The 21,882-nt window shown below is 39.4% G+C and carries 19 protein-coding genes; 8 read left to right on the forward strand and 11 right to left on the reverse strand.

Features of this window, described 5'->3' with window-relative positions; translation table 11 throughout:
* Nucleotides 1-73: 73 nt before the first annotated feature.
* Both MTCD1_RS16815 and MTCD1_RS16820 read right to left on the reverse strand, forming a co-directional pair.
* Nucleotides 74-1,756, reverse strand: a complete 1,683-nt coding sequence (locus tag MTCD1_RS16815) for a TonB-dependent receptor plug domain-containing protein (protein WP_231733014.1) — start codon at nt 1,754-1,756, stop codon at nt 74-76.
* A 379-nt stretch (nt 1,757-2,135) separates the two neighbouring features.
* Nucleotides 2,136-6,935, reverse strand: coding sequence for an NAD-glutamate dehydrogenase (locus MTCD1_RS16820; protein ID WP_231733013.1), 4,800 nt, complete (start codon nt 6,933-6,935; stop codon nt 2,136-2,138).
* 424 nt (nt 6,936-7,359) lie between these two features.
* Between MTCD1_RS16820 and MTCD1_RS16825 the strand changes: the two genes are divergently transcribed.
* The 4 genes from MTCD1_RS16825 (at nt 7,360) to MTCD1_RS16840 (ending at nt 12,913) form a co-directional block, all read left to right on the forward strand.
* Nucleotides 7,360-8,637, forward strand: coding sequence for a type III PLP-dependent enzyme domain-containing protein (locus MTCD1_RS16825; RefSeq protein ID WP_057180932.1), 1,278 nt, complete (start codon nt 7,360-7,362; stop codon nt 8,635-8,637).
* 134 nt (nt 8,638-8,771) lie between these two features.
* Nucleotides 8,772-9,983: a sodium/glutamate symporter gene (gene gltS, locus MTCD1_RS16830; RefSeq protein WP_057180931.1), complete on the forward strand. Its 1,212-nt coding sequence runs from the start codon at nt 8,772-8,774 to the stop codon at nt 9,981-9,983.
* A gap of 258 nt (nt 9,984-10,241) precedes the next feature.
* Nucleotides 10,242-11,987 carry a Na+/H+ antiporter NhaC family protein gene (locus MTCD1_RS16835; protein ID WP_057180930.1) on the forward strand — a complete coding sequence of 582 codons (1,746 nt, stop codon included), beginning with the start codon at nt 10,242-10,244 and terminating at the stop codon, nt 11,985-11,987.
* A gap of 35 nt (nt 11,988-12,022) precedes the next feature.
* Nucleotides 12,023-12,913 (forward strand): LysR family transcriptional regulator, encoded by an 891-nt coding sequence (locus MTCD1_RS16840; RefSeq protein ID WP_057180929.1) that lies wholly within the window; start codon nt 12,023-12,025, stop codon nt 12,911-12,913.
* An 18-nt stretch (nt 12,914-12,931) separates the two neighbouring features.
* On the opposite strand, the gene MTCD1_RS16845 is transcribed toward MTCD1_RS16840, so the two are convergent.
* The 9 genes from MTCD1_RS16845 to MTCD1_RS20815 all read right to left on the reverse strand — a co-directional run bounded on the left by MTCD1_RS16845 (nt 12,932) and on the right by MTCD1_RS20815 (nt 20,238).
* The gene (locus tag MTCD1_RS16845; RefSeq protein ID WP_057180928.1) at nt 12,932-13,573 is read right to left on the reverse strand and encodes a DsbA family protein; all 642 of its coding nucleotides are present in this window, start codon (nt 13,571-13,573) and stop codon (nt 12,932-12,934) included.
* An 8-nt stretch (nt 13,574-13,581) separates the two neighbouring features.
* A complete protein-coding gene (locus MTCD1_RS16850) occupies nt 13,582-14,037 on the reverse strand; it encodes a disulfide bond formation protein B (RefSeq protein WP_057180927.1) in 456 nt (151 codons plus the stop codon).
* Nucleotides 14,038-14,516: 479 nt separating this feature from the next.
* On the reverse strand, nt 14,517-15,470 hold the full coding sequence (locus MTCD1_RS16855) for an alpha/beta hydrolase (RefSeq protein ID WP_057180926.1): 954 nt from the start codon (nt 15,468-15,470) through the stop codon (nt 14,517-14,519).
* A 93-nt stretch (nt 15,471-15,563) separates the two neighbouring features.
* Nucleotides 15,564-16,178 (reverse strand): LysE family translocator, encoded by a 615-nt coding sequence (locus MTCD1_RS16860; protein ID WP_057180925.1) that lies wholly within the window; start codon nt 16,176-16,178, stop codon nt 15,564-15,566.
* 332 nt (nt 16,179-16,510) lie between these two features.
* Nucleotides 16,511-16,774 (reverse strand): type II toxin-antitoxin system RelE family toxin, encoded by a 264-nt coding sequence (locus tag MTCD1_RS16865; RefSeq protein WP_057180924.1) that lies wholly within the window; start codon nt 16,772-16,774, stop codon nt 16,511-16,513.
* Nucleotides 16,761-16,994, reverse strand: coding sequence for an RH3 domain-containing protein (locus tag MTCD1_RS16870; RefSeq protein WP_057180923.1), 234 nt, complete (start codon nt 16,992-16,994; stop codon nt 16,761-16,763). Before MTCD1_RS16870 ends, MTCD1_RS16865 begins: the two co-directional genes overlap by 14 nt.
* A gap of 443 nt (nt 16,995-17,437) precedes the next feature.
* Nucleotides 17,438-18,412, reverse strand: a complete 975-nt coding sequence (locus tag MTCD1_RS16875) for a transposase (protein ID WP_057180922.1) — start codon at nt 18,410-18,412, stop codon at nt 17,438-17,440.
* 205 nt (nt 18,413-18,617) lie between these two features.
* Nucleotides 18,618-19,841: a sodium/glutamate symporter gene (gene gltS / locus MTCD1_RS16880; protein ID WP_057180921.1), complete on the reverse strand. Its 1,224-nt coding sequence runs from the start codon at nt 19,839-19,841 to the stop codon at nt 18,618-18,620.
* Nucleotides 19,842-20,100: 259 nt separating this feature from the next.
* Nucleotides 20,101-20,238 carry a DUF4177 domain-containing protein gene (locus tag MTCD1_RS20815; RefSeq protein WP_143760135.1) on the reverse strand — a complete coding sequence of 46 codons (138 nt, stop codon included), beginning with the start codon at nt 20,236-20,238 and terminating at the stop codon, nt 20,101-20,103.
* 297 nt (nt 20,239-20,535) lie between these two features.
* On the opposite strand from MTCD1_RS20815, the gene MTCD1_RS16885 reads away from it, so the two are divergent.
* From MTCD1_RS16885 to MTCD1_RS16900, 4 genes are all read left to right on the forward strand, one after another.
* Entirely contained in the window at nt 20,536-20,784 is a 249-nt protein-coding gene (locus MTCD1_RS16885) for a type II toxin-antitoxin system Phd/YefM family antitoxin (RefSeq protein ID WP_057180920.1), read from the forward strand.
* Nucleotides 20,774-21,061 carry a type II toxin-antitoxin system RelE family toxin gene (locus MTCD1_RS16890; RefSeq protein ID WP_057180919.1) on the forward strand — a complete coding sequence of 96 codons (288 nt, stop codon included), beginning with the start codon at nt 20,774-20,776 and terminating at the stop codon, nt 21,059-21,061. Before MTCD1_RS16885 ends, MTCD1_RS16890 begins: the two co-directional genes overlap by 11 nt.
* A 142-nt stretch (nt 21,062-21,203) precedes the next feature.
* The gene (locus MTCD1_RS16895) at nt 21,204-21,473 is read left to right on the forward strand and encodes a DUF4160 domain-containing protein (protein ID WP_057180918.1); all 270 of its coding nucleotides are present in this window, start codon (nt 21,204-21,206) and stop codon (nt 21,471-21,473) included.
* 10 nt (nt 21,474-21,483) lie between these two features.
* Nucleotides 21,484-21,723: a DUF2442 domain-containing protein gene (locus MTCD1_RS16900; protein ID WP_057180917.1), complete on the forward strand. Its 240-nt coding sequence runs from the start codon at nt 21,484-21,486 to the stop codon at nt 21,721-21,723.
* Nucleotides 21,724-21,882: the final 159 nt, after the last annotated feature.

Consider the following 21,882-nt stretch of genomic DNA (forward strand, 5'->3'; position numbering starts at 1 on the left):
TTTATCTCATCTTTTTTCACCGTAAGCGCTGGGGAATTAAACCCAACTAAGATTAAAAAGTTATGGGGATTCGTCAGACGCCATAGGCATCGGTAAAAGGTCTACTGCCATCTACATACTGGTCTCTGTCACTTGAATAGGTTTCACGACGAAACTCAATACCTACCGCAAGGCCTGCATCTCCTGCTGGCATTTCAAAAATTTCACTATTAGAAGCCTTAAAATCAATAGAAGCTAAGCTAGTTTTTGAGTCGACATGGGAATTAACCATAAATAGGTCGCTAATTGACGAAGGCACTAACGGTACATTGCCGATAGTATTTGGGTTATTGACATCTGCACCACCAAAAATATTATAGGCAGTGTTTTTATCGGTACTGTTAACGGCGGCAGCAAAGGCATTTACATCAACACGGGTACTGCTATCGTTAGTTTCAGCTGCACTATAAAAAGCCGCACTTTCCCAATCCCAATCCCCCGTATAGCCTCTTAAACCAGCAAGCACTCTAAAGCTGCTATCATCAACAACAACGGTTCTTGGTCCAACATCAACGGGGCGATATTTACGCACAATTACTTCTTCGCCAAAAGGGTTATAGAAAGCATCAGCGCCAACGGTAAATTGATGTTTACTACCACCGTGGTTTTGCTCGGATTGATTTGAAAGTTCCGCTTGGTAATAAATGCCTTCGGCAAATAACTCTAAATCTTCGGTAAGTTCATGGGTGAAATGGGTATAAAAGTTAAGTCTTTTAACATCAGAAGATAGTGGTCGTGTGGTACCGCGATCAAAACGGAGATCTCGACCAGTACTGCCTTTGTCGGCACAAACACCTTCAACCGCAAGGGGCGAATCAACACAGCCAGACATGGTATCAGGTTGTAAATGAAACTTGCCTAAGCTATCACTACTAAACTCCCCCCAAGGTGTATCGGTGCTACGGTTATCTAATTGGCTATCGCCAACAAATTCTTCAGGTAAACCTGGGTATTCACGTCGATCATGGCTAGCCGAATAAGGACGTTCCGTGGCCATCATGCCATTGCGGTTATAAATCGTCACCGAGCCAACTAAATTAGAACGGCCATCATTGAGTTCTAAGCCGCCTAAATAGCTAAAAGTTGTTTCGTTTAGCGGTGTGCCTTGTGATTCACCGTATCTTAGGCTTACTTTATGACCGATATATTCACTATCCAGTGCATAATTAACCACACCGGCAATAGCGTCTGAGCCGTAAATAGCTGCAGCCCCATCACGTAATACTTCTAATGAGCGTAGGCCTGAAACAGGTAAGGTATTTGAGTTAACGGTGTTTACCGGAACTTTATTGGCACCTTTTTTTGATTGTGTCCCTGGGTGATTTACCATACGGCGACCATTAAGTAACACTAAGGTATTACCGGCGCCCAGACCACGTAGATTAAATGAACCAACATCACCACGGGCATCATTGACATTGGAAGAGCCGGTAGTTTCACCAAAATTAACTGAGCCCATTTGCGGGATAGAGCGAAGCAATTCATCCCCTGTCATGGCGGCACTATTTTCTATATCTGCTGCTGTCATCGTAGTTATAGGTAAGGTGCTAATATCCGTTGCTCGTTTAATATTAGAGCCAATAATACTAATGCGTTCAACTTCTTCCTCTTTCACTTGTACTGCTTCTTCAGCAAAGACAACTTGAGAAGTAAGCGCCGTTAATACACATATACTCAAATGTGACAATTTAGACTTAAACATTGATCTATCTTTCATGACATTCACCATTGTAATTTCTATTTGTTTTATAGTTATTCAGGCTTATTAGCTACCTGATCATTTAGTTGCATTTCATTCACAATTACCTTGAACTTAAATTACAACTTTAACAATTGACGCTTTGTTGCATACCTATAACCTTGGGTTATAGCTTGGGTTTTATCTCGCTCTATTAATGCTGTTTTTAGCGTAAGAAGAGCACCGAATACATAAATTCTAAGGGGATTTAATAAACAGAGGATGCGTGTTTAAACGCTATTGAGCTTAACGGATAAACGTGCTGATAAAGGCGTATTGAAAGCACCATAACAGACTAGACAGCATCTATCACTGCTTAAAACAAGCAAGTGATAGATAATCATAATAAAGGCTTAAATTAGGCGATTAAAGCCCTTAGTTGACGGTTGGCAAAATAGAGTTTATCAAGGTGTACTGTTCCCGTACTCTTTAAATCGTCCAGCACGCTTTTTACTCTATTTAACTGCGATGTTTTGTTTTTAGACCAGAGCTCAATAGCAATATCTGTCGATTTATTTCGGTTACTGTTAATTACATTTATCACCAGCTTTTCACGAATTTCCAATAAATCGAGTAATAAGCTAAATCGGGCTAATCTGGACCAATGATCTTTCGCTTGCACCCTTTCAGTTTGCTCAATTAACCAAGCAAGGCCAAGTAAGTTACTTATTTGACTGTAACAAGGCAAAATTTTGGTCACCGATAAATTGAGCTCGAAAGCCGTTTTGACAATGTCACAGAAAACCACACTAGAGACTTTTAATTGATGGATCTTAGCAACCAATGCTAGGGCGGTAACCTCATTATCCAGTTGATAAAGAGATTGCTCAATCGGTGAAAATGGCAGGGTAATGTCGTTGCCATTAAGCTGCTGTAAGGTACCTAGCCCAGGAGTGTATCGCTGCACTATGCTCGTTATGCTGTCTTGCGCATTTTCATGGTTAATAAACCAAATAGCCATCAGACGATAAAAACGCTGTACTTCTATCATCATCTTAATTTGATTTTGTGCTGAGACTCTGTCTGATAGCGCTTCAATCTGTCGCCAAATATCATCCAAGCAAAAAACTTCTTTGGCAATAATAAACGCTTTAACAATTTCGGCAATGGTTGCGCCAGTTTGCTCTCTAACCGCATGTATGCCTCCACGGTTAAATATTTCATTGGCAACACTGGTAGCGATAATTTGTTTTGCTAATGGATGATTTAGAATATCTTGTTGGTATTCTTGCGCTAAAACTGCAGGAAAGGCCGATAATAAGTACTTTTCGAAATAACTATCGGTTATTAATTGTTTTTCTCGTAATAAAGCATCATGGACATCCATTTTAGAATAGGCCATCAACACGGCCAACTCAGGCCGAGTTAACCCTTGTTGAGCAACACTTCTCGCTTGTAACTCTTCATCATCGGGTAAGTATTCTAACTCCCGATTTAGACCAACACTATTGACCAAGTATTGGCTTAAACGGGTAAAACTATCGAAATGAGATTGGCTATTCGCTTCATCAATGCTTAACGCTTGCGCTTGATAATAATTATTACGCAACACCATAGCAGCAACTTCGTCTGTCATACTCCCTAATAGGCTATTACGTTCCGTTTTAGTCATGTTTTGCTTATCGACTATGCCATTAAGCAATATTTTTATATTTACTTCCGCGTCGGAACAATTAACGCCAGCGGAGTTATCAACCGCATCGGTATTTATTTTACCGCCGCCTTTGGCAAACTCTATTCTGGCCAATTGGCTGCAACCTAAATTGCCTCCTTCAGCAATCACTTTACACTGTAATTCATTGCCATTAACCCGTAACAGATCGTTAGCCTTATCCCCTACTTCAGTATTCATTTCACTACTGGCTTTGACATAAGTGCCTATGCCGCCAAACCAGAGTAAATCCGCCTGGCATAGTATAATATGACGGATTAAGTCATTCGGTGATAACTGTTTAACCTTGCTATCAATATTCAGTAACTGTTTTATTTGTGGTGTTAACTCAATATGCTTGACCGAGCGGCTAAAAACCCCACCACCGGCAGACATTAACGCTTTATCGTAATCTTGCCATGAAGAGCGTTCCAGCTGATAAAGTCTGCTACGTTCCACATAACTCAAGGCGCTGTTAGGTGTTGGGTCGATAAATATATCGCGATGATCAAAGGCCGCCACTAGTTTTATAGTTTTTGAAGATAACATGCCATTACCAAAGACATCTCCAGACATATCACCGATACCTATAACACTGATTTCATCTTGTTGAACATCAATAGCCATCTCGCTAAAGTGTCGCTGTACTGACACCCAAGCACCTTTGGCGGTAATACCCATTTTTTTATGGTCATAGCCAACACTGCCGCCCGAGGCAAAAGCATCGCCTAACCAAAAGCCATAATCATCAGCAAGAGCATTAGCAATATCTGAAAAGGTTGCCGTGCCCTTATCCGCAGCAACAACTAAGTAGCTATCATCACCATCAAAACAAACCACGTCTTTCGGTTTAACTATACCGTCAGCGGTATTATTGTCGGTTAGATCTAATAAGGCAGAGATAAACACCTTATAACAGCTAATGCCTTCGTTAAGAATACTTTCGCGTGTGCCGTTAACCGGCAATTGCTTAGGTACAAAGCCGCCTTTAGCGCCTTGTGGCACTATCACGACATTTTTAACTTGTTGGGCCTTAACTAATCCCAAAATTTCAGTTCTAAAGTCTTCTTGCCTATCAGACCAGCGCAAACCTCCTCGAGAGACAGGGCCAAACCGTAAATGCACACCTTCAACTTGTGGTGAATAGACAAAGATTTCAACATAAGGCCTAGGCTCTGGCGCATCATCAATTTCACCACTGCGAATTTTAAAAGCGCAATAGTGTTTAGGCTCACCGCTTGGTGAGACTTGATAAAAATTCGTTCTTATCGTTGCCGAAATAGCCGCAATAAAGTTACGCAGAATTCTGTCGTGGTCTATTTTTATCACCGTAGTGAGACTTGCTAATAACTCAGCTTTGATGACCTCAGCGTCTGCTTCGCGTTGAGCAATACTTTGATCACTTAACGTAAATCGTGTTTCAAATAAGTTAATTAATCCGTGGACAATATCAGGGTAATGGCTCAAGGCTTGTTGGTAGTACTCTTCAGAGTAACCCAGACCTAATTGACGTAGGTATTTGCCATAGGCGCGGATAATAACAATTTGCCTAATGTTGAGATGAGCAGCCAGTAATAACTTGTTATAGCCATCACTTTCAATTTTACCGGCCCAAACTTGCGCGAGTGCTTGTTCTAAATTAATTTTTAAAGCACCAATATCTGCATCACTCTTGGGATACTCAAGGGTATAGCTATAAATATTGCTAGGGGTGCCACTAGTTGTATGATTATAACTATTATTACCCCCCTGGCTATTGGCGTTAGTCTTAGCTAAGTTCATTTTGAAACTAAATTCATCCAAGGGTCTAAAATCAAACTGCTCTAAAATAGGAATAGAGTCACTCAAGGCAATGTTATGCCCTAAGGTATAAATATTTAAGGTAAGCTCATTGCCTTTACCTTGTGCTGACCGATAAATTTCAAATTGATAGGGATTTTTAATCGTTAAACGCTCTAGATTTTTTATCGCTCTGATGGCTTGTTTAGCGGTAAAATGCTCTCGATAGCTTTTTGAAAAAGCGCCATTATATTTTTCCAGCAACTGAGTCGCTTGTTTGCCACGCCATAACTGGCTGATTAGTGCATTTAAATTTTCACTCCAGCTTTGTGTTTTTATTTCAATGCTCGCAATAAGTGTCGAGATATCTATTTTTTTCCTAAGATTTTCGCCTTTTTTAACAATGAAATGCCATTGAGCGAGGTAATTATCATTAAGCATGGAACGACGAGATAAGATTTCACCTTGATAAGCCGAGGTTAACTCATGCTCTATTTCTTCGCGTAAATCGGTACAAAAAGCATCTTGTGAAACAAATACCAACACCGACACTTGTCCATTAAAGTCATTTTCTCTGATAAATGCGCCTGATTGAGTTTTGACGTTAAGATTATCTATGCTCTGCGCTAAAACCAGTAATTGCTCAACGCTACTTTCATATAACTCTCTTTTCGGTAAAACTGCGAGAATATGCATGAAATTACGATAATCGTGGCTATCTAGCTTCAAGCAAAGCAGTTGTAAAATCTGCGTTAATTTAGCATTTATAAAAGGAATTTTATTAGGGTGCAGGTTATTAGCAACTTGGGTGAATAAGCCCGAAAACTGATGAATAGCAAGCAGATCGCCTTGCTTAGAAAACGTCTTAACACTGACTATATCAAGATAATCATGTCTATGTATCGTTGACTTTAGCAATGATTTACTGACCATCATTGCATTGCTGCTAGCAATAAATCGACTAAGCTCCGCGGATGAGAGTATTAAGGCATCATTGCTGGTGGTAATCTCATCATGAAAAACACCTAAACAGCCCGTTACTGGTTCCGCTTTACCAGTCTCATCTATTGTCCTAACATTATAGCCAATAAAAACAAAGTGTTGATGACAAAGCCACGATAAGAACCTTTCGGTGCTATGGTCACTTAAACAAGAGGCTTCATGGCTTATTTTTTTACTTTTAGTCATCATTAACGGCCAATCTTGACTTACTTTTGCTATATCAGCCAATAGCTTCTGGATAGTTTCGACCAGTTCGCCAATCACATGTGGCGCTAACGGATTGGCAAGCTCAATATATAGAATCGACTCGTCATCAGCACAACCTAATGAGGTAGTGGTGTTATGCGCATATATTTTCTTTCGATTAACCACAGGGTGTAACAATAAATTAATTTTATAGCCCTGAGCTTTTAATAACGCAGAAATTGAATCAACAATAAAAGCTTTATCATCGGTAATAATATGTATGACTGAGCCTTCGGCCAAGACACCTTGTTGGCGTCGATTTTTGATGATAACTTTATTTTCATTGGCGCTACGACCAGCAAAGGATTGCCATAATAAAAAAGCGGTTTGATAACGCTGTAATGTTGACAGCATGTGTAAATCAACATTGAGTAAGCTGTTAAACATTTGTTGAGAAAAACGTTCAAAAACAGAAAGATCTGCCTGATGATAGTTCTCATTGATAAAACGACATAATTCTAAATCAGGTGTAACAGTCACGATAAATTGCCTTATTGTTATTATAAAAGCCCTTCCCTTCAGGGGAAAGGTGCTACGCCAAAGGATTAATTATTAATACAATGGCTATACAGAAAAGCGTAGCTAGTGCGGCTTTTACAGGCAAATTCATTTGTTTTACTAGGGTATAACCAAACGTTGTAGCAAATTTAATGGCAATTTATGCTGAGTACTTTTTAACGGGTCATCTTTAAGAGCAATTGCCGTGGCATTTTAAATGGGACTTTGAGTCGCAGTTTCTCTAGCAGTATGGGCAAAGTCACTAAAGGGCATAACCCAAAGTTATTACCTAACAAAGATTAACTATTACCCCTTTTCATATTGTTACCTTATCTTAAGGGTATCGAAAAAGAATCATCTGTTATACCAACAGTGGCATGTTTCCTTCATTCAAAAAGATACCAATATGAACAGAAAACAAAATATAATAACAACTGCTATCAACGAACACGCTATCGATAATAACTTAACCGCTATTGGCGTGATGGATTTAGACGGTTTAAGAAAAACCGTTAGTGATGTTTATGACGCTTTTCCCGCTAATTTTTTTCATACCTTTGCAGTAAAAGCCAATGCCTTAGTTAAGGTATTAGCGCCACTACGTGAATATGGTATGGGCGCGGAGGTGGCGAGTCCTGGCGAGCTGTTAATCGCCCTTACCGCGGGTTTTACCGCACAAAATATCATCTTTGATTCACCCGCAAAAACCCTACAAGACTTACGCACCTGTATAAAAACTGGCATAGCACTTAACATTGATAACTTACAAGAGCTTGCGCGCATTGATACGCTAATGCTTGAATTTCCTGACAGTAAATCTGTCATTGGTTTTCGTGTTAATCCACAAATTGGTGGTGGTAAAATAGGCTCAACCAGTACCGCGACCACAACGTCCAAGTTTGGTTATGCGCTACTAGATGAAGATAACCGTCAAACCCTCATTGCCATTTATAAAGCCCGTCCCTGGTTAAATAGTATTCATACTCACACCGGTTCACAAGGCTGTGAACTCACCTTAATGGCCCATGGCATCAAGGTCATTACCGAGCTAGCCGAAGAAATAAACGCTGTCATTGGTACTCAGCAAATAACACGTATAGATATTGGTGGCGGTTTACCGGTTAATTTTAGTTCTGAAGTAATCAAGCCAAGTTTTAAAGATTATGCAGAGGTATTAAAAGCACAAGTACCGTTATTATTTACCAACAAGTATCAGGTAAAAACTGAATTTGGCCGTGCTATTGTCGCAAAAAATGGCGTTATTATTACTCGGGTAGAATACACAAAAAATGCTGGCGGACGCCATATCGCCACGACCCATGCTGGTGCGCAAATTCTGACTCGTACCGCATTTTTACCTAAATCATGGCCAATCAGAGTCACTGGTTATAGCGCTGAAGGCATAGAAAAAACAAAAGATAACTCAGCAGTAGTAACTACCGATGTTGCTGGCCCCTGTTGTTTTGCTGGTGATCTCATTTGCAGTAATCAACAGTTACCTAAATTAGAACTCAATGACTATGTCATGGTGCACGACACCGGTGGTTATTACTTTAGCAATCATTTTGATTACAACAGCTTACCTCGAGTAGCGGTTTACACTGTCAGTGGTGAGGATAATGACTTATCAATGACATGCATACGAAAAGCAGAGTCCCTAGAAGATGTTTTAAACAAGATGTAAGCGCTTTTAAACCGAGCGTAACCCATCGTCAGCAAAAATCCTCATACTAAAAACAGCCTAATTAAAGTCACTCTTTAACGATACGTTATTGAGTGAGCTTAGCCTTGGCGCATAACTATAAAGTGAGTTTAATCATGGACATAAATATAGGCATCTTAGAAACGTTAGTGGTGGCGCTAATGATTCTTTTTTCAGGTTATTTTTGTAATAGCAAAGTAGCTTTTTTACGTAACAATAATATTCCAGAGCCCGTTGTCGGCGGTATACTATTTTCAATAGTAGCCGCCATCGCCCATAGCTTTTTTGATATTCACTTTAATTTTGATATGAGCTTTAAAAACCCGTTAATGACGGTATTTTTTACCACAGTAGGCTTAGGGGCAAGTTACTCGTTATTAGTGAAGGGTGGTCCAAAAGTTATCTTGTTTTTAGCGATAGCGACTTTATACCTACTGCTACAAAATGCCCTGGGGGTTTCCTTAGCCATCAGTGCCGGCATGGATCCTTTAATGGGCTTAATTGGTGGCTCTGTCACCCTCTCTGGTGGTCATGGTAATGGCGCTACTTATGCCGATTTATTTATTAGTGAATACAATATGCCTTCGAGTGTATTTGAACTAGCTATGGCAGCAGCGACTATGGGCTTGGTGTTAGGTGGCTTAGTTGGTGGCCCAGTCAGTAAAAGGCTAATTAGTCGTTATAATCTTAAAGCCGATAGTTATCATGAAGAGCTTGATGATACGGTAACCTTTAATCCAGAAGATCATGATTTAGTGACGCCAAAAAAAATGATGGAAACCTTATTCATTATTTTATTATGTATGTCGGTTGGCCATGTTATTTACCTACAGTTAAAAAGTAATGATGTGATTTTACCGGCCTTTTTAATGCCACTTTTATTTGGCGTCTTAGCGACAAATTTAACTGAGCTTTCTAAACGCTACACTATCAGTAGAGCTTGTATTGATTTATGGGGCACTATGGCTTTGTCGATCTTTTTAGCCTTAGCCCTGATGTCTCTAAAAGTATGGGAATTGGCTAACCTAGCCCTGCCCATGATCCTTATTATTTTAGTGCAAACTTTTATGTTGATAATGTTTGCTTATTTTATTACCTTTAGGGTCATGGGAAAAAATTATAATGCTGCCATTATTGCCGGTGGTCACTGTGGTTTTGGTTTAGGAGCAACACCTACCGCGGTTGCTAATATGGAATCACTGGTCGCTAGATATGGCCCCTCTCCGCAAGCATTCTTAGTGGTCCCTTTAGTGGGCGCGTTCTTTATAGATATTACTAATGCCCTGGTGATTCAGCTGTATTTAAGCCTGCCATTTGTAACCCCTTAGTAGATTAGCACTGCTCATTTAAAAAGTTAAAATAAACGCCTGGTCAGCTTTATCTAGTGAAGTTTATCCTATAACCTAAGGTTATAGCTTAGAACTACTTTCAACTATTAATAGTGAGTAATATTATTTACTCATAAGCGCTTATTTAATCCTTTTTATCTTGAACAACTTACCAAGGTCTTTACCCATGTCTACATCAACTCAGAGCTTTAACACCTCGGTATGCACTAGTCGTATTAACAAAGCAGGCTGTTATTAATGAACAAAAATAATAGTCTTGCCCTCCTTATTATTAGTTTGGGGTTGTTTTTCGCTTTCTATGTCAATAACGCGGTTGATAAAACCTGGCTAGAGCAATCTTATCTTTATGATACTTACCACACAGAATCAGGTGAAGATGCCTATAAATATAAGGGCAAAGAAGTCATAATTACCGATATTGTGCCTTACCATCAATCTCCCCTCAAGCAAGAAAACTTAAACCTAAGCATAGATTCAAGCATAAATAAATTAAGCCAAGAGCCACTATTAACACAGCAATGGGTTAAAAATGACGAGCAACAATTAATCCTACTTAAACCGGCATTTCATTTTGGCCTGTGGTCTTTGCTGCCTGCTTTTATCACCATTGCTTTATGTCTGCTCACTAGAGAGCCGCTAACGTCCCTGTTTGCTGGCATAGTAGTCGGCGCAATAATGTTAGGAAAATACGATTTAACGGATGCCGTGATCATTCCCAACTTAGCGAAAGAAAGCACGGCTGGGCTATTGTTACTGTATTTATGGTTATTAGGCGGCTTATTAGGCATTTGGTCTAAAACCGGTGCCGCCCAAGCTTTTGCTAACTATATGACCGAGCATTTTGTTAAAGGGCCACGCTCAGCCAAACTAATTTCATGGCTGCTGGGGCTATTGTTTTTCCAAGGCGGCACTATGAGTACCGTTTTAGTCGGTACCACGGTCAGACCGCTTGCTGATAAAGCCAAAGTAAGCCACGAAGAAATGAGTTATATCGTTGACTCAACGGCTTCGCCTATTGCCTTGGTGATCGCTTTTAATGCCTGGCCCGCCTACGTACAAGCGTTAATTTTTGTTCCTGGGGTAGCCTTTTTGGCAACAGAAGCAGACCGACTTAACTTCTTTTTCAACAGTATCCCGTTTAGCTTTTATGGCATTATTGCGGTAATAGGCACCTTATTATTGTGTTTAAATATCACCACTTTTTCAGGTAAACGAATTCGTCAGGCTCAACAAAGAGCCTTAAAGACAGGTCAGTTAGATGCTCCAGGCGCAAGGCCGTTAAGTGCTAAAGAGTTACAAGCCTGTGATGTACCTTCGGGATATAACTCCCATGTATTAGAATTTATCTTACCTTTAGTAACCTTAATAGCTATTGCCGTTAGCACTTTTATATTTTTAGGCTCGCCTAAAATCAACTGGGCTTTTGGCGCAGCGTTACTACTGTCGGCTGGCATTGCCTTAATAAAAGGCATGTCATTAACTGATATTGTTGATGGCTTTGGTAATGGCCTAAAAGGCGTGGTGCTGGCTTCGGTGATCTTAATGCTAGCGGTTATTATTGGCAGTATCAGCAAAGAAATAGGTGGCGGCTTGTATTTGGTATCACTGCTTGGTGAACAACTACCCTTTTGGCTGTTGCCACTTTTATTGCAGTTAATCACTATGGTTATCGCTTTTTCTACCGGTACCAGTTGGGGCACCTATGCGATCGCTTTTCCATTAGCTATGCCTCTAGCTTGGGCGGTTTGCCAATCACAGGGCCTTGCTAACCCAGAGCTCTTTATGATGGTTTGTTTTGCCACTGTACTTAACGGTAGCGTGTTTGGCGATCAATGTTCACCGATATCAGACACCACCATACTGAGTGCCATGACCACAGGCTGTGATTTAATGGACCATGTTAAATCTCAATTAGTGCCGGCAATATATGCGGCAACGCTTGCCGGCTGTTTATGGACACTCACCGTTTACTTTTTTGCTTAAATTAATATTTAGCTCAACTCACTTAGGAGAGAAAAATGCGCTTAAGACATATTGAGATATTTCACGCCATTTACACCATGGGCTCAATAACCAATGCAGCAAAAATATTGCACGTTTCCCAGCCATCAGTCAGTAAAGTGTTATCTCACGCAGAGATGCAACTCGGCTTTGACTTATTTAAACGGGTCAAAGGACGTTTGATCCCAACGGATGAAGCAGAAATGCTTTTTGATGAGGTTGATAAAATATACCAACAAATGCGGTCGATAAAGAATACCGCAGAGAACATTAAAAAATCTGAGTACGGTCAAATCAGCTTAGCCTGCAGCCCTGCATTAGGCTTTGATGTTATTCCAACTGCCATCGCAAAATATCACCAAAAGCATCCTCAGGTAAACTTTAACGTGCAAACTGTACATAACGATGAGGTAATGCAAACCTTGTTAGAGCATAAATGTGATTTAGCCATTTTGTTCGCGCCCAATATTATGCCTGGCATAACCTCAATGGAGCTGGCTCAATCAGAGTTAGTTATAGTGTATCCCAAAGCAAACTTCCCTGACTGCCCGAGCGAGTTAAGCTTGAGCCAACTAATAGCATTTGAATATATTGATATTGGCGACAGTGGACCTTTGGGGGACCTACTCTGGACTAGAATGATGCAAGACAACATCACCCTAGAATCGTTAATTAAAGTGCAAACCTATTTCATTGCCGCCAGATTAGTGGCTCAGGGCGCAGGCATTTGTGTGGTAGACCGATTTACCGCAGAAGGTAATTTATCAGACAACACCGCCATTGCTTCTTTTAATCCGCCATTAACCTTTGCTGTTAATGCCTTGTACCTTGAAAATAAAAGCCTGTCGAAAGTAAGCGAAGAATTTTTGCCTTATTTAATCGAAAAATTTGCTGCAGTTTCTAGTTAGAGCGGCAGCAAGATATTACTAATAAGCCTCAGCAACCGCAGCTTCTACTAACTTAACCAGTTCGTCATAGCCAAAGATAATCAATGGTTTGCCATTAACAAAGAACTGCGGTGTCGCACGTACTTTTAAGGTTTGTCCATCTTTTATATCTTGGGCAATAATGTTAGCAACCTTACTGCTTTGCCAATCTTTATCGAGTTGCTCATGATCTAATGCAAGGGTTTTTATAACCAATAAAGCACGCTGTGGGTTTGATACATGATGTTCAACCCAGCGTTCTTGGTTGGCAAATAACAGTGCAACTGCCGGCCAAAACTGTCCTTGTAGATGCGCAGCTGCCAGCATTTTAACCACCTCTTCGGAGCCTTGGTGTAACGGCGCATAACGCATAACAACGTTCACTTTACCTTGATATTTTTTAACTAGGTTATTGAGCAAGGGGTAAAACTGACTGCAAGTACCACAAGCCGGATCGAAAAACTCGACAATAGTCACTTTAGCGTGTTGCCCTCCTTTTTCTGGGGCATCAATTCGTTCCAATGCGGGTAGGTATTCACTCGCTATTGTTGAGGGTTGTTGGCTTTTGTACATCATCACGCCAGCAATAAAAATAATGCCAATAAACGCCGCGACGCTGATAAAAAGAGTTTTATTATTCATAGTTATTCCTAATAAGTGTTCTGGGTACATTGTTTTTTAGAGAGAAAGAGTAACAGGGCAATAAGGCTAAAGGTTAATAATGACATCACTGGGATGTTTAAAAAACCCAATAAAGTGAAATGTGTTTCAGAGCAAGGTATGCCTTGTACACAGGGTTGCACGCCTTCGGGGATAAGCCCGGCGACAACAAGTACATGAAATAACGCCACAAACCAACCTAACAGAACTAATGGACTGGCGTAGCGAATAATCTTAACATCGAAAGGAAATAGCGCCAAAGGTAACATGATCACTAAAGGGTAAAGTGCAATACGTTGATACCAACACAAGACACATACAGGTAACTGTACTATTTCACTAAAAAACAAGCTAATTAAGGTGCCACTCGTGGCTAATATCCAAGCGAAAAACAGTAAATTCCAACTTTGATTATTGTTCGCTGACGCGATATTTTTCTTATTCATTTGACGTTATTTTTCCAATATATAGGTAAGTTATCAGCAACTAACACTGATAGATTAATTGCATAACCTGTTTAAGTACAGGGTAAATAATAACAATTTTTAGCACAGTTATCAGTATGATTTAACTCGCAATACCAGTGGTTTTTATTGACCGTTTGAATTGCCTTGTTAGTTGTTGGAGTTTAAAAGCGCCAAACTAACAACAAGTTACCATGTTTATTGGTTGTACGGAAGAGTCAAAAAACACCACCCGCACTACACATATAAACCTGATTTGAGCCTTAAAACTAAAGCTTATTTGATCTTAAAACCGTGAAAGGCGAAAACTGGGTTGGGCCAAGAAGAAGTGAGTATTTGAGGCACTTCCATTGCCAAACCAAAGATTGGACCAAACACAAAACATTAACGCAAACACTGAACTAGCAAATAAATTCAGCTGATTTAGTGCGTGCAACTAACGCCCTGCTAGGCGCACCTGCTTAATTTGCTATTATATTAGATAAACTATCGACATAATTATCAGGTAATATATGACCGCCAGAAAAAACAATTCTTTCTTTTTTAGGCGTTGATATATGTTTAAAAATAAAATCGTTTTCACTTTTTGATGCATTTTCATCATCGTCAGCAGTAAGCAACAATACATCTTGGTTTTTTAAAAGTGATATGAAATTCTTAGGTGCAACAAGCGCGGTTTTATCGTCAAGATACGGAGGTACAATAGAAATTATTTTGCTAATTCTCTGATCGAGACTAGCTAAAATCAAACCAATTTGTCCGCCCATACTATAGCCAACAACAGAAATATTACTTTTATCTAAATTATTCTGCTGTGATACCCAGTCCAACAGGACACGATGATCTATTACAGTATTTTTAATCATAGCTTCATAATCAGTTTTATCGCCAAAAAAGTGTAAATCATTCATGATAGATCTTAAAGTTCTGTCAGGATTTTTTCTTTTACCATGATATCTAGCATCTATTGAAATAACTACATAACCATTTTTATCAGCAAGTTCCGTAATTTTATTTACTTGTGTCACAGTTGGTCGCCCCTTAAAAGATTCAGACCACCATCGTTGATACCCTCTTCCCATAGCTGAAATACCAATAAGTACAGGATATTTATCTGCTTGGTTCTTAGGGTATGAAATTTGACCGTTAACAATACTTTGATCAAATGATTTGTAAGTAAAAGTGAATAGATGTGGTTCTATTTCCGTTAAAATCAACTCAACAGCTTGTTCAGAATTATACTGATATTGTTTTATTATTTCTGCTTGCTCCATTGATATTTCATCAAGAGCTAAAAAGCTATACCAATATCCAAAAACTAGAGCAAAAGTAATTACCAGTATCATTCCTATTTTTCTTATCATGTCGATCCTTTTGTTAGTAATATAATTAGAAATAAACCACCATACGGTCATACCAACGCCCAAATAACAGGCTAAGTAATGGTTGGCTAAAATGTTTTAGGAACGAAAAACAGCAAACTCGTTTTTGTCATTTTGAATGGCTTGTTAGGCAACATATTGATCAAAAAGCTCTTTTAATACGGGTAATACAGAACCAATTAACAGCAGTGCCATGGCTACATTGAATGTTTTTTGGTGCTTAGGCGATTTTAAGTACTTTTTAAGCCCCGATCCAAAAACTAACCAAACACCAACACACGGAAAAGATACAACAAAAAAGGCTAAGGCTATATAGATAACTTGATTAAATACGTCTGTTGATAATGACGTATATGCTGATACTGCCCCTACGGCCATGACCCATGCTTTTGGATTTACCCATTGAAATAATGCAGCCTGAACAAAACTGAATGGCTTAGAAAGTTTACCGTCCAATGAGGTTGGTGAAGATAAAGCGATTAACCAAGACAAATATAGTAAATATATGACACCAAAAATTTTAATGATTTCGTGAAATAAAGGATACATTTCAAAAAATACACCTATTCCTAACCCAACCAATATGACCATCACGGGAAAGCCGAAGCAAATTCCCAATAGGTGGGGTAAACTGCTTTTAACTCCGTGGTTTAAACCTGATGCCATGATCATTATATTATTTGGTCCAGGAGTGATACTTGTAGACACTGCAAATAATAAAATAGCTAAAAACAACTCCATGATGTGATGATATTCCTTGTTGCCTTATTAGTTTCCGAATATTAAAAACGCTGAACTAACAGTAAGTTATCATGTTTACGGGATAAACGGAAGAGTCAAAAAACACCGCCCGCACTACACACCTAAACCTTATTTTAGCCTTAAAACTAAAGCTTATTTGATCTTAAAACCGTGAAAGGCGAAAATTGGGTTGGGCAAAGAAGAAGTGAGTATTTGAAGGCACTTCCATTGCCAAACCAAAGATTAAACCAAACACAAAACATTAACGAAAACACTGAACTAGCAAATAAAGTCAGCTGATTTAGTGCGTAAAACTAACGCTTTGCAACTTGTTAGTTGCTCTTATACACATGTGACCTATGGGAGACTTTTACAACATTTACAATAAGTAAACCATCTTTTATCTCGTAAATTATTCGATATAATCCCTGTCGAACTCTATAGATTTCTTTGTCTGATAACTTTATACAACCTTCACCTCGCGGATTCTCAGATAAAATGTCAATTTTACCTAATATCTTTTTTATATCGTTTTTAGGTATAACTCGTAAATCTTTAGCTACTGACTTTTTAAATGTGATTTTATATTTTGCCATGCGACTTCAAATCATTTAGCAAATCTTCATAAGATATTTCAGATTCATTGATTCTTTCTGATACAGCAGCTAAATCTTCTTGGTCTTCACGCATTAGTAAGCGAACAGCTTCATCTATTAGCTCTGAAACAGATAGGTTTGCTGAGGCTGCGCGCATTTTTAAAGCTTGATGTATCTCTGGTTCAAAATAAACAGTCGAACGTTTAGATAAGTTACTCATAGTGATGACTCCATTTATTCAATAACAACACTATAACACCACAACGTTATAATGTCACCGGACTTGGATGAGCAACTAACAAGCCTGTAGAATAACTCGTTTTTTAACTTTATTTATAATCGAAATACTCTAACTAGATTATTTTTTTTAACAATCAAAAACGTTTACGTTTTTGGCGATTTTTATTTTTCATCAAGGGGGGTTAAATACTGGGGATAAATTAACTAGGACACTCGCTTATAAAACATCAAAAAAATAAACGATAATACAAGCTACATAACCACTCAAAATAGGCTCAATGATGACTTATAAATCCTAAAGCCGAATAATATTTACTAAAACTTCAAATAAAGAGGATAAATGCTGTTTTTTAGACATGACAAAAACATCGGGTTTGAGGTGTAGTTAGAAAATATGATGAATGAATAATGGGTACTGAATTGTTACGCCAAAAGTTTATCACAACAACTGACATTCGTTCGCCGCTTTAAACCTTTATGCGCACAGTAATCAGACAATACATCGCTGTGCCCCACAGCACCATGAAAAAGCTTGCTGAAATCTTTTGCCAGGGTTAGCCAATTTTCAGCGTTGATATTTAAACGGCTAAGCAGTGCGGGTTGGTTTTCCTCAATATGTCCCACTTTATCTTCACGAAGGCAGCGCCCTGTCATTTCAATTAATTCAAGGTAATCCTTAAGCTCAAACGGTAAACCTTTTGGCATTGCTTGTCGTGGGTTGCCCACAAAAGGCAGTAACCTTTGGGGTTGTTTACCTTTTTTAGCTTTTTCTACTCGCGTTTTTACACTGGTGTACGTTGATGTTTCGGGTGTTTTAGCAATCTTTGCTCGAACAGGGTTTAAATCAACATACGCCATACAAGCGGCAAGAGCGGCTTCATCTAATAAGGCTTGAGATTTAAAACGCCCTTCCCAGAAATGACCTGTACAGTGGTCTTCTTGGTTTGCTTTGATAGCAATACCTTGGTTGAGTAAGCGCATAAACCAACTGATATCCATTAAGCGCTTCCGATATACGTCAACCGTTTCAAGTAAAGAAGTCATTAGGTGATCTGGAATGTCTTCACCACGATAATACTGCTGCGTGAGTAAGGTTCCTTTGAATAATTGATGCCACCGCTCAATCACTTCGATGGATGACCATGATTTCGCGGTAATTTCATCAATAAACAGCACCAGATGCGTGTGATTACTCATGATAGCGTAGGCGCATACATCAATAGCAAAAATTTGACTTAAGTCCAGGAGTTTATCTTCAACCCACCCTCGCCTATGGTCAAAATTACGTCCGGTATTTTTATCTTCGCCACATAAAAAGGCACGACGAACACACCGAGAAATACAATGGTAATAAGGTGTGTCAACTAAACTAATGAGTTGTCTTCTGGCGGTTGTCATGACAAGCCCTTTCAATAACGGTCATTGATTAACCGTAGTTGAGAAGTTTCTATTATTCAACTTTGAGCGACTGTCCTCGTTAATTCCCTATTCCTATCAACTTTGAGCGACTGTCCTCGTTAATTCCCTATTCCTATTACTCTCGTTAATTCAAGGGAGCTGCGTTCGCCTTATCGATCAGGAATATTCCCTCGCTAGCTTCATTTTAGCCAATGACACCCAGGTATCCTTTTAAGATGATGGCGTTGACGATATCTATGAAGAAGGCACCGACAATGGGGACTACCATAAAGGCCTGAGGTGATGGACCTGATCTCGATACCAGTGCGCCCATATTCATCACCGCTGTCGGTGTAGCGCCCAAGCCAAATCCACAATGACCTCCGGCAATAACGGCTGCATCGTAGTTACTTCCCATCAGGCGAAAGGTCACGAAATAGGCGAAGAAAGCAAGGATCACGGTTTGCAGAACTAGAATAATTAACAGGGGGACGGCAAGATCCAATATTTCCCACAACTTCAAATTCATCAAGGCCATGGCCAGGAATAATGATAACGACACGGTGCCCAGGATATCGACGCACTCGCTGTGGATCTTATAGCTACGAGATAACTCTGTCAGATTGGTGATCATCACACCTATAAATAGAGCGTAGACAAAATCAGGCATTTTCAGCCAGCTAATATCAAAAGTGACAATTAACACCCCGATTCCTTTAGAGCCTGCCACACATAGCAGCAAGATGAATAATGTTTCCAATATGCTCTTAGCAGTCACCCGGTCTTCTTCCAGCTGATCATAGGTCACCAGATCCGGATGATCCTGATGATGATTACCACCTACACCGTATGAGGAAACCAGATTATTCTTAGAGATCAGCCTTTGCGCCACAGGCCCACCAATAATTCCGCCCATCACCAGGCCGAATGTTGCCGCAGCCATGGCAAATTCCAAGGTATTGAGACCATAATCTTCAGAAATAGTCTGTGCCCAGGCAGCGCCTGTGCCATGACCTCCCGAGAGAGTAATAGAACCGGCGACCAATCCCATAATGGGCTCTAAACCCAGAGCCGTCGCCATGCTGACACCCACAGCATTCTGAATCACGATGTAGAGAGAGGCAATACCCAGGAAGATGAAAACCCGGCTTCCTCCCTTAAGCAACATCTTATAACTCGCCGCCAGGCCTACCGTGCTGAAGAACATCAGCATCAAGGTGTTTTGCATAGAAAGCGTAAATATGAAGGAGATATGGTTGAAATGTAAGACGGTGATGATGCTGGCGATAATCAGGCCGCCGACGATTGGTTCAGGGATATTGTATTTCCTGAAGAATGGAATGTGACGATTGACAAAGTGGCCTATGAAAAGTACCAGTATGGCAATGAGGAACGACTCAAGCTCGCCTATCGTATAAATATTATTCATGAAACTCCAAATTCCTATTTATATGCATTCAATGTTTGGCAGATTCAACCTTGAAGTGCATAATTATTTAGGCTGCTAGCGCAGCCATATGTTCGGCCCTTAACTTGGCGGAGCCGCATGCAGGGTGGTGTGGGGGCTGGAGGTTAGATACCTCTGGCTACCCGATTAGGTAACAACTTGTTGAGATTACGATCTATTTATTTGGACGTTTTGCAATGCCATGAAAATGTGTAGGCCCTCAGGGCATTGTAGGAGCCATTTAAAAATCTATATCTATAATTTCCCAGCCCTCTTTTCCTAAGCTGTTTAAGTAAGCTTCTACTTGTTTAACGGTTCTACCTTTTAGGAAGCCACCCTTCTCTGCATTAGCTGAATCAATGATTTTATATTCCCACATACTAGATATTATCCTTTGTTACCTAACGCCGCATTAAGCGGACTAAAATAGTGGGTTATAATGTGTAGCGAAGTGAAACGTAACCCACTGTTTTAGTTCCGTTTAAATGCCTTGTTATATGTACAATGCACTTAACTGCTTCATAACTTTAACATTCTCTGGTACAGACAAGGTGTTTTTTTTTGTAAACCAGAACGGTTGAATACCAACTGCAATTTATCCGTTTAATTGCCTTGTTAAGTTTCGTCGTTTATACTTAGCCTTAATTAAAGACCACTCTAACGTACTGGTGAAAGCATGACAACTAGAATATTAACTGAAGCTGCGGCAAGTATTAGTGAACTTAAAGCAAATCCAATGAAGGTTGCTCTTAGTGCTCACGGCGAAGCAATTGCAGTGCTAAATAGAAACGAACCTGCATTTTATTGTATACCGGCAGAGACTTATGAGTTTATGATGGACTATATTGAAGATTTAGAGCTACTTGCCATTGTTGAGCAGCGTAAAAGTGAAGCTAGTGTAAAGGTTAGTTTAAATGACCTATGAGTTGGAGTTTAAAAAGTCTGCACTTAAGGAATGGAAAAAATTAGGTGCAACAGTTAAATTACAGTTCAAGAAAAAACTTGCAAACATTTTAGAAAATCCTCATATAGAAAGTGCCAAGCTCTCAGGTGACAATAAATTATACAAAATAAAACTTAGACAGGTCGGTTATAGACTAGTTTACGAGGTAAGCGATACAGTTATTACTGTCACCGTAATTTCTGTTGGGAAGCGTGATAGAGGAAAAGTATACAAAGCCGCGATGGAGCGCCTCAATTAGAGAAACTTAACGCCCAAATAACGGGCAAATAATAGTTGGTTAAAATAGTCGACGCAGGAGCAAAAACCAACTGTTTTTTGTCCTTGTTGATTTCTTGTTAGCTAGCGTATAATACCCATAGTTAATCACTTTTGAGAAAGCTATGCCAACTATTTCAATGTTTTACGGAATAATAATACGGATGTATTATTTTGATAACCAACAACATCACTTGCCACATATTCACGTTCATTTCCAAGGTGATGAGGCGATCATTGAAATACCTACGGGCCAGTTACTCCAAGGTAAATTACCAAAACCGAAACAAAAACTTGTTGATGCTTGGATTGAAATTCATAAAGATGAATTAATGGCAGACTGGGAGCTTGCAGTAAATGGTGAGTCTGTCTTTAAAATAGATCCTTTAAAATAAGGTAAGTATTATGAACCCTCGTGTAATTACAGTCGAAGCGACAAATAATCATTTTTTAAAATTATCATTTGATAATGATGAAATTAAACTTTTTGATGCCAGCCCTTTTTTGGATAAGGGGATATTTAAAGAGTTACAGGACTATAATTATTTCAAACAAGTCTCTGTAGCTTTTGGCTCTGTAGAATGGCCAAATGAGCAAGATTTTAGCTACGATACTCTTTATTTACTCAGTAAAACTTTAGCCTAGCTAACGAGCCTGTAGAATAACTCGTTTTTTAACTTTATTTATAATCGAAATACTCTAACTGGATTATTTTCTTTTAACAATCAAAACGTTTACGTTTTTGGCGATTTTTATTTTTCATCAATGGGGGGGTAAATACTGGGGAAGTTTTACTGGCTTTTG

It is taken from the genome of Colwellia marinimaniae, assembly GCF_002207865.1.
Taxonomy (GTDB): Bacteria; Pseudomonadota; Gammaproteobacteria; order Enterobacterales; family Alteromonadaceae; genus Colwellia; species Colwellia marinimaniae.